Source organism: Mesorhizobium sp. M8A.F.Ca.ET.021.01.1.1 (genome assembly GCF_003998025.1).
Taxonomy (GTDB): Bacteria; Pseudomonadota; Alphaproteobacteria; order Rhizobiales; family Rhizobiaceae; genus Mesorhizobium.
Window position 1 is genome coordinate 1 of sequence record NZ_RZSJ01000918.1, and the last position, 1404, is coordinate 1404.

Consider the following 1404-nt stretch of genomic DNA (forward strand, 5'->3'; position numbering starts at 1 on the left):
TCGACAAGCTCCGAGCGCAGTTCGGCCTTTTGTTTCTCGCGGCGCTTCTGGACGCTCAGCGGCAAGTCTGTTGCCCTTGTCTGGTTGGTGCCTGGCTAAATTATATACGCTGTACGGAAACGAACAAGGGCGCCACGGGTTCCCAAGCGGCAGGCGTCATGCCGGTCATGAGGGAGTGGCCGGGTCGGCGGCACCCGTGATCAGCACCGTTCCTCCTTCGAAGCGGCCCATCCCGTCTCCCTCTTACGCCTGCTTGTCGATCAGTTTGGCGGCGAGATGCGAGAGCAATTTCACCGCCTCGCCGTAGGTTCTGGCCTTCTCCGGATTGGAAGCATTGCCGTCGAGCGCACGCTTGTAGACACCCTGGCAGATTGCCGCCAGCCGGAAGAAAGAGAAGGCGAGGAAGAACGTCCAGTTGCCGATGCCGGTCAGCCCACGCCGCCGGCAATAGGCGGCGACATAGTCCTTCTCGGAGGGCAGGCCGAGTGCCGAGCGATCGATGCCGCCCAGGCCGCGAAAAGCCGAGGCATGCGGCAGGCGCCATTGCATGCATTGATAGGCGATGTCGGCGAAGGGGTGGCCTGACGTCGACAGTTCCCAGTCGAGTACCGCCAGCACCTTAGGCTGGTCCGGCGCGAAGATCAGATTGTCCAGCCGGTAATCGCCATGCACCAGCGCAGCCCTGGCATCATCGGCTGGCATATGGGTTTCCAGCCATTCGATCAGCCGGTCCATGTCGCCGATCGCGCTGGTTTCCGAGGCGCGGTACTGGCTGGTCCAGCGTGCCAGTTGGCGCTCGAAGTAATTGCCGGGGCGGCCGAAATCGCCGAGGCCCACGGCCTCGGCGTTGACGTCGTGCAGGGCGGCAAGCGTGGCGTTCATGGCATCGTAGATCGCGGCGCGCTCATCGTTGCCGCGGGCCTCGGGCAGCGCCGGATCCCAGAAGATGCGGCCGTCGAGGAAATCCATGACGTAGAACATGCGGCCGATCGGCGAGTCCTCGGCCGACAGATGCAGCATTTCGGGCACCGGCACGGCGGTGTCCGAAAGCGCCTTCATCACCCGGAATTCGCGGTCGACCTGGTGCGCCGATTTCAAGAGTTGGCCTGGCGGCTTGGCGCGCAGCACGTAACGGCCGCTTTCAGCCGTCAGGAGATAGGTCGGGTTGGACTGGCCGGATTTGAATTTTTCGATTGCCGCGAGCCCGGAAAAGCCCGGGATGTGCGCCTCGAGGTAAGGCGCGAGGGCCGCCTGGTCGAGCGCGTTCGGTTCGTTCATGCCGTCTCGGGCTGGCGTTCAATCAAGGTCAGCGTCAGCCAGCGGGCGGTCAGCGCCGGTTTCTTCGAACCTTCGATCTCGATGGTCACGTCGTGCGCCGTCTGCACCCAGCCCGACGGCCTGACC

The 1404-nt window shown here is 64.0% G+C and carries 1 protein-coding gene and 1 pseudogene; both read right to left on the minus strand.

The features are described from left to right. Nucleotides 1-243: 243 nt before the first annotated feature. On the minus strand, nucleotides 244-1278 hold the full coding sequence (locus tag EOA36_RS35430) for a phosphotransferase (RefSeq protein WP_127281236.1): 1035 nt from the start codon (nucleotides 1276-1278) through the stop codon (nucleotides 244-246). After that, a pseudogene (locus tag EOA36_RS38680) lies at nucleotides 1275-1404 on the minus strand (MaoC family dehydratase); the annotation flags it as partial. The pseudogene EOA36_RS38680 and the gene EOA36_RS35430, both read right to left, overlap by 4 nt.

Coding starts and splice junctions, on each gene's coding strand:
- EOA36_RS35430 (WP_127281236.1), bottom strand. CDS start 1,278: ATGAACGAACCGAACGCGCTCGACCAGGCGGCCCTCGCGCCTTACCTC.